The following is a 6,666-nucleotide window of genomic DNA, read 5'->3' as shown; positions in this document are numbered from 1 at the left end:
ACCCAGTGCCGCGCCGCAGGCAAAAAAACCGAGCAGCAGCAGAACCAGCGGGCCGCGCAATTCATAGCCCATGAAAAACTGCAACGCCACTTCCTGCGTATTCTTCAGCGCAAAGCCGAAAAACACGATGAAAAGAATGGCCGCAAGGATTCTAAAGACGATTTTCATGGGCAGCTTTCCTGATGCAGGCATACGCATCGCGCATGCCCTCGGTAAAGAAAAAGATTGCCGAAATTGTACGTGAAAAAAAACGGCATCCGAAGATGCCGTTTCATATTCATTGCAAACAACTCAGTCTTCAATGATTGGCTGCCCAACCATCGCATCCACCCGTTCACGCAACTGCTTGCCGGGCTTGAAGTGCGGCACCCGTTTTTCCGGGACCATCACCTTATCACCCGACTTCGGGTTGCGACCGATACGCGGCGGGCGGCTGTTCAGGGCAAAGCTGCCGAATCCACGAATCTCGATACGCTGTCCGGTTGCCAAGGCATCGGACATCGCGTCGAGAATCGTCTTGACCGCGAAATCCGCATCTTTTGCTACCAGTTGCGGATAACGCTCGGCCAGACGGGCAATCAGCTCCGACTTTGTCATTGACGCTGAGATCAGTTCTTGTTGTCGAGCTTGGCCTTGAGCAGTGCGCCGAGGCTGGTCGTACCGGAAGCAGCATTGGAGTCAGCCGACATCTTTTGCATTGCTTCCTGGGTTTCAACATTGTCTTTTGCCTTGATCGACAGCTGGATGCTGCGAGCCTTGCGATCGACGTTGATGACCATGGCTTCGACGTTGTCGCCGACTTTCAGGTGCGTACCGGCATCTTCCACGCGATCGCGCGAGATTTCGGATGCACGCAGGTAGCCTTCGACTTCATCCGACAACTGGATCACGGCGCCCTTAGGCTCGACCGATTTCACAGTGCCCGTTACCAGCGAACCTTTGTCGTTCATGGCAGCGTAGTTGTTGAATGGGTCACCTTCCAGTTGCTTGACGCCGAGCGAAACGCGTTCACGTTCCACGTCGATTGCCAGCACGATGGCTTCCAGCTCGTCACCTTTCTTGAACTTGCGCACAGCTTCTTCGCCAGCTTCGGTCCAGGACAGATCCGACAGGTGAACCAGACCGTCGATGTTGCCGGTCAGGCCGATGAACACGCCGAAGTCGGTGATCGATTTGATCGCACCGCGGACTTTGTCACCTTTCTTGTGGTTGACAGCGAAGTCATCCCAAGGATTGGCCTTGCATTGCTTCATGCCGAGGCTGATACGACGACGTTCTTCGTCGATTTCCAGAACCATGACTTCGACTTCGTCGCCCAGTTGAACGACTTTGTTCGGCGCAACATTCTTGTTGGTCCAGTCCATTTCGGAAACGTGAACCAGACCTTCGATGCCTTGTTCGACTTCAACGAATGCACCGTAGTCGGTCAGGTTGGTGACTTTGCCGAACAGGCGCGTACCTTGTGGGTAACGACGCGACAGACCGGTCCATGGATCGTCGCCCAATTGCTTGACGCCCAGCGAAACGCGGTTTTTCTCTTGATCGTACTTGAGGACCTTGGCCGTGATTTCCTGACCAACGGTGAGCACTTCCGATGGATGACGCACACGACGCCATGCCAAATCGGTGATGTGCAGCAGACCGTCGATGCCGCCGAGGTCGACGAACGCACCGTAGTCGGTGATGTTCTTGACGACGCCGTTGACGATGGTGCCTTCTTTCAGGGTTTCCATCAGCTTGGCGCGTTCTTCGCCCATCGAAGCTTCGATGACGGCACGACGCGACAACACGACGTTGTTACGTTTGCGATCGAGCTTGATGACTTTGAATTCGAGGGTTTTGCCTTCGAATGGCGTGGTGTCCTTGACAGGACGCGTATCGACCAGCGAACCCGGGAGGAAAGCACGGATGCCATTGGTCAGAACGGTCAGACCACCTTTGACCTTGCCATTGACGGTACCGGTAACAATCTCGCCGGACTCCATCGCCTTTTCAAGCGAGAGCCACGATGCCAGACGCTTGGCCTTGTCACGCGACAGGATGGTATCGCCGAAACCGTTTTCGAGCGATTCGATGGCGACGGAAACATAGTCGCCGACGTTGACTTCGAGTTCGCCATTGTCGTTCTTGAATTCTTCGATCGGGATGAAGGCTTCGGATTTCAGGCCTGCGTTGACGATCACGAAGTTGTGGTCGATACGAACGACTTCAGCCGAGATGACTTCGCCCGAACGCATGTCCTGACGCGACAACGATTCTTCGAACAGAGCGGCAAAACTTTCCATGCCAACGGAATTTTCTTGGGAGCTAACAGCAGTAGACATAATGTGAGAGGGTTTATCCTGCATTCGCGTTGCGACCGGTTGCACCAGCAAACGATCATCGAACCAGGGTTAGGTTTTTCAACATCCATCGGGCTTTGCGCCCGACAGACACCGGTACTTCTGGATACTTCTTTTCAAATCAAGCGGACTACTTTTTTACTGCGGCATACCAGCCAAGCACCTGCTCCACCGCCTGATTCACAGTCAGATTGGAGGTATCCAGCAAATACGCACCCTCTGCGGGCTTCAGCGGCGCAACGGCACGATTGGCATCGCGCGCGTCCCGCTCGTTCAAATCCTTGAGAAGGTCGTTGATATTAGCAGAAAATCCCTTGTCAATCAATTGCTTATAGCGGCGTTGCGCGCGCGCCTCGGCGCTGGCAGTCAAAAATACTTTCAGGCAAGCATCGGGGAAAATCACGGTCCCCATATCGCGACCGTCAGCAATCAGGCCCGGCGCCTCGCGAAAGCGCAACTGCAGTTCGACCAAAGCCTGCCTGACCGCTGGCAAGGCTGCGATTTTTGATGCCGTATTACCAACTTCCTCGGCGCGAATCGCCATCGACACACTGTCGCCATCCAGATACACTTCGCCGCCCTCAAAACGGGGACGCAAGGAAGAAGCCGTCTGCGCAAGTGCCGCTTCATTATCCAAGGCAACCTGCTGACGCAATGCGGACAAGGCTGTCAGGCGATACAAGGCACCTGAATCCAGATAGTGAAAATGCAAGGTATCCGCGACCAACTGGGCGACCGTGCCCTTACCCGATGCGGTTGGGCCATCGATCGTGATGACGGGAATGGAATTTACGGAATGCGTCATAAGAAAAATAGAAGTCGCCTATGGGCAATAAAGCGATTAGTCATGCGTAGCTCGTGCCGGCCACACCATCAGAACAAGCTATCTTCAGTCACCTTGGCAAAAGCATCGAAATAATCCGGGAAGGTCTTCGCCACACATTGCGGATCGTTGATACGAATCTTGTTGCCGCGCCGCGCTGCGCCATCAAGCGTTGCCAGAGAAAAACACATTGCCATGCGATGGTCGTCGTAGGTGTCGATCGCGGCGCTGGCGATTTCTACCGGCGGCGTCACACGCAGATAGTCGCGCCCTTCTTCGACGTGTGCGCCCAGTTTGCGCAACTCGGTCGCCATGGCGTAGATACGATCGGTTTCCTTGACACGCCAGCTTTCAATGTTGCGCAAGGTGCTCGGGCCATCGGCATAGAGCGCCGCCACGGCAATCGTCATTGCCGCATCAGGGATATGGTTGAAATCGGCATCGATGGCTTTCAGCACACCGTTCGATTGCGCCTCGATCCAGTTGTCGCCCATCGTGATAGTCGCGCCCATCTGTTCGAGCGCTTCCACGAAACGCACATCGCCCTGGATGCTGTTATTGCCGACGCCTTCGACACGCACCGGGCCGCCTGCAATCGCGCCGGCCGCCAGAAAATAAGAAGCTGAAGACGCATCGCCTTCAACGTGAATCACGCCGGGACTGCGATAGCGTTGACCGGTCTTGATCGTGAAAGCCTGCCAGCCATCGCGCTCGACCTCGACACCGAAACGCTGCATGAGATTGAGCGTGATCTCGATATACGGCTTGGAAATCAATTCGCCGATCACATCGATGTGCACGTCATGCTCACGCGCCATCAACGGCGATGCCATCAGCAATGCCGTCAAGAACTGCGACGACACATTGCCGCGTACCTTGAGGCGTTCTGCACGCAGCAAACCACGCTGGATGTGCAATGGCGGGAAACCCGGCTCGCCCGTGTAATCAATACGTGCGCCAATCGCATTGAGCGCATCGACCAGATCGCCGATCGGCCGTTCATGCATGCGCGACACGCCGTGCAACGTAAAGTCGCCGCCCAATACAGCCAGTGCAGCCGTCAACGGACGAATCGCGGTACCGGCATTGCCCATGAAAAGATCCGCATGATGCACAGGCAAGACAGCATCGATGCCGTGCACGGTGTAATCTTGCGATTCACCGATCTGCTCCCATTGGATACCCAACTTCTGCAGAGCCATCAGCATGACATGCGTGTCATCCGAAGCCAGCAAATCCTTGATATGCGTCGTGCCTTCGGCCAGTGCCGCCAGCAACAGCGTACGGTTGGAAATACTCTTCGAACCCGGCAGCCGCACCGTGCCCTTGGCATGCATGGCAGGTTGCAAATCCAGATGATGCGGATAACGTTTCATGCGTCGCGATCCTGTTGAGGTTGGGGTTCGGCCTTTTCGATACTTTGCTGCCACGCATGGCGCGCACGTTGTGCATTGGCGAACACGGATTCCAGTGCTGCCGCATCGCCAGCTGCCAGCGCAACGCGCAAGCTGCTGAGTTGATGCATGTAGGTATCCAGTTCGAGCAGCACGGCCTGCTGATTCGTCAGCGCGATGTCGCGCCACATTTCGGGAGAGGAGCCGGCGATACGCGTGAAATCGCGAAAACCGCTGGCCGCATAATTGAACAGAAGATCGGCGTTGTCGCGGCGCGCATATTCATCTACCAGCGCAAACGCCAGTAGATGCGGCAAATGGCTGACTGCGGCAAACACGGCGTCGTGTTCCTGCGCGCTCAACAGATGCACGCTGGCACCGCATTGCTGCCAGGCCTCGCGTACCAGCGCAACATGCGTTTCTGCATTCTGCGGCAAAGGCGTCAGCACGACTTTCTTGCCGATATACAAATCCGCCACCGCAGCATCGGGCCCAGTCGTTTCACGCCCCGCGATTGGATGCCCTGGCACGAATTGCACAATCCGGTCGCCAAGCGCGTGTTGAGCGGCAACAATCACCTCACCCTTGATACTGCCCGCATCGGTGATAACGGTCTGTGGCTGTAGATAGGGCTTGATGGTTGCGAGGATCGCTTCGGTCTGTGCCACGGGTACGGCCAGCAAAACCAGATCCGCATCGCGCATTGCCTCTTCAACGGAGGATGCAATCGTATCGATCAGGCCAAGTTCCTTTGCACGCTCCAGCGAATGCAGGCTACGCCCGACACCGACAATCTCACCGACCGCATTTGCCTTGCGCAATGCCAGTGCAAACGAGCCACCGATCAGGCCCACACCGAAAATGACGATCTTGTTCAGCAAGATGGCTCCGGGTCCGTAAATTCTAGGTATTCAGTATTGAAATGCCGTCTGATCAGACCAACGCTTTTTTCAGTGCAGCGAGGCACTGAGCGTTCTCGTCTGGCAGACCGATGGAAATGCGCAACCACTGCGGCAAACCATAATTGCCGACCGGACGCACAATCATGCCCTGCTTGAGCAAGGCCAGATTCACACGTGAACCGGCAGCATCATCATTGCCGACTTTCACCAGCACGAAGTTGCCGGACGACGGCACATATTCCAGTCCCATCTCGTCAAAAGCCTGTGTCAACTGACGATAGCCGTCTGCATTCATCTGCGCACTGCGTGCAACGAAGTCATCATCGGCCAGTGCGGCAATCGCGGCTGCCTGTGCAAAAGCGTTGACATTGAACGGCTGACGAATGCGATTGAGCAGATCGGTGATTCCTGCCTGCGCGATACCGTAACCGATACGCAAGCCGGCCAGGCCATACACCTTGGACATCGAACGCGACACCAGCAGATTCGGATACTTTGCAACCCACGCAATCGAGTCGTACTGTTGTTCGGCGCTGAGGAATTCGGTGTAAGCCTCATCCAGCACGACCACGATGTGCGATGGCACACGCTTGAGAAAGGCTTCGACCTGCTCACCAGGAATGAAGGTCCCCGTCGGGTTGTTTGGATTGGCGATGAAAATCAGGCGCGTATCGTCTTCGATCGCGGCCAGCATCGCCTCCAGATCATGACCGTAATCCTTTGCCTTGACGACCAGCGAACGCGCACCGACCGCCTGGGTTGCCAGCGGATACACGGCAAACGAATATTCGGCATACAACACGGACTGGCCGGTCTGCACGAAAGCGCGCGCCGCCAGTTCGAGAATATCGTTGCTGCCGTTACCAAGCGTGACCCATTCGGCTGGCACACCATACTTTGCTGTCAGCGCCGCCTTGAGCTCAAAGCCGTTTCCATCGGGGTAACGACCTGCATCAGCCACGTGCGCCATCGCCTGGCGTGCCGAATCGGGCATGCCCAGCGGATTCTCGTTGGATGCCAGCTTGACGATCCTGGCTTCATCAAGACCGAACTCGCGCGCCACTTCCGAGATGGGTTTGCCGCCTTGATACGGCGCGATGGCACGGATGTAATCTGGGCCGAATGGATGAGACATGACGTTTTCCGGATAAGGCGCATGCACCACGCGCCACGTTAAAGAAACAATATTGCCGACGATTCGTGCA

The 6,666-nt window shown here is 56.0% G+C and carries 7 protein-coding genes; all 7 read right to left on the bottom strand.

Features of this window, described 5'->3' with window-relative positions; all coding sequences use genetic code 11:
• Nucleotides 1-168 (bottom strand): lipopolysaccharide assembly protein LapA domain-containing protein (locus tag QZ725_RS07680; protein ID WP_293778120.1); only part of this gene is annotated, 168 nt, incomplete at its 3' end.
• A 123-nt stretch (nt 169-291) separates the two neighbouring features.
• Complete coding sequence (locus QZ725_RS07675) at nt 292-597, bottom strand: integration host factor subunit beta (RefSeq protein ID WP_293778117.1); 306 nt, start codon at nt 595-597, stop codon at nt 292-294.
• An 11-nt stretch (nt 598-608) separates the two neighbouring features.
• Nucleotides 609-2,348, bottom strand: coding sequence for a 30S ribosomal protein S1 (gene rpsA / locus QZ725_RS07670; protein WP_293778115.1), 1,740 nt, complete (start codon nt 2,346-2,348; stop codon nt 609-611).
• Nucleotides 2,349-2,472: 124 nt separating this feature from the next.
• Complete coding sequence (gene cmk, locus QZ725_RS07665; protein WP_293778113.1) at nt 2,473-3,147, bottom strand: (d)CMP kinase; 675 nt, start codon at nt 3,145-3,147, stop codon at nt 2,473-2,475.
• 68 nt (nt 3,148-3,215) lie between these two features.
• The gene (gene aroA / locus QZ725_RS07660; RefSeq protein WP_293778111.1) at nt 3,216-4,541 is read right to left on the bottom strand and encodes a 3-phosphoshikimate 1-carboxyvinyltransferase; all 1,326 of its coding nucleotides are present in this window, start codon (nt 4,539-4,541) and stop codon (nt 3,216-3,218) included.
• Nucleotides 4,538-5,440, bottom strand: a complete 903-nt coding sequence (locus QZ725_RS07655) for a prephenate dehydrogenase/arogenate dehydrogenase family protein (RefSeq protein WP_293778108.1) — start codon at nt 5,438-5,440, stop codon at nt 4,538-4,540. The genes aroA and QZ725_RS07655 overlap by 4 nt, the downstream gene beginning before the upstream one ends.
• 52 nt (nt 5,441-5,492) lie before the next feature.
• On the bottom strand, nt 5,493-6,596 hold the full coding sequence (gene hisC, locus QZ725_RS07650; RefSeq protein WP_293778105.1) for a histidinol-phosphate transaminase: 1,104 nt from the start codon (nt 6,594-6,596) through the stop codon (nt 5,493-5,495).
• Nucleotides 6,597-6,666 lie beyond the last annotated feature (70 nt).

Origin of the sequence: uncultured Oxalicibacterium sp. (assembly GCF_913776015.1) — a bacterium.
In the GTDB taxonomy this organism is placed as follows: Bacteria; Pseudomonadota; Gammaproteobacteria; order Burkholderiales; family Burkholderiaceae_D; genus Oxalicibacterium.
Note: the sequence above shows the minus strand (reverse complement) of the source record. Positions and strands in the feature narration are given on the sequence as shown.

Excerpts from the sequence above, each read along its gene's own strand:
- cmk (WP_293778113.1), bottom strand. The coding sequence starts at position 3,147 with ATGACGCATTCCGTAAATTCCATTCCCGTCATCACGATCGATGGCCCA.
- aroA (WP_293778111.1), bottom strand. The coding sequence starts at position 4,541 with ATGAAACGTTATCCGCATCATCTGGATTTGCAACCTGCCATGCATGCC.
- hisC (WP_293778105.1), bottom strand. The coding sequence starts at position 6,596 with ATGTCTCATCCATTCGGCCCAGATTACATCCGTGCCATCGCGCCGTAT.
- rpsA (WP_293778115.1), bottom strand. The coding sequence starts at position 2,348 with ATGCAGGATAAACCCTCTCACATTATGTCTACTGCTGTTAGCTCCCAA.
- QZ725_RS07675 (WP_293778117.1), bottom strand. The coding sequence starts at position 597 with ATGACAAAGTCGGAGCTGATTGCCCGTCTGGCCGAGCGTTATCCGCAA.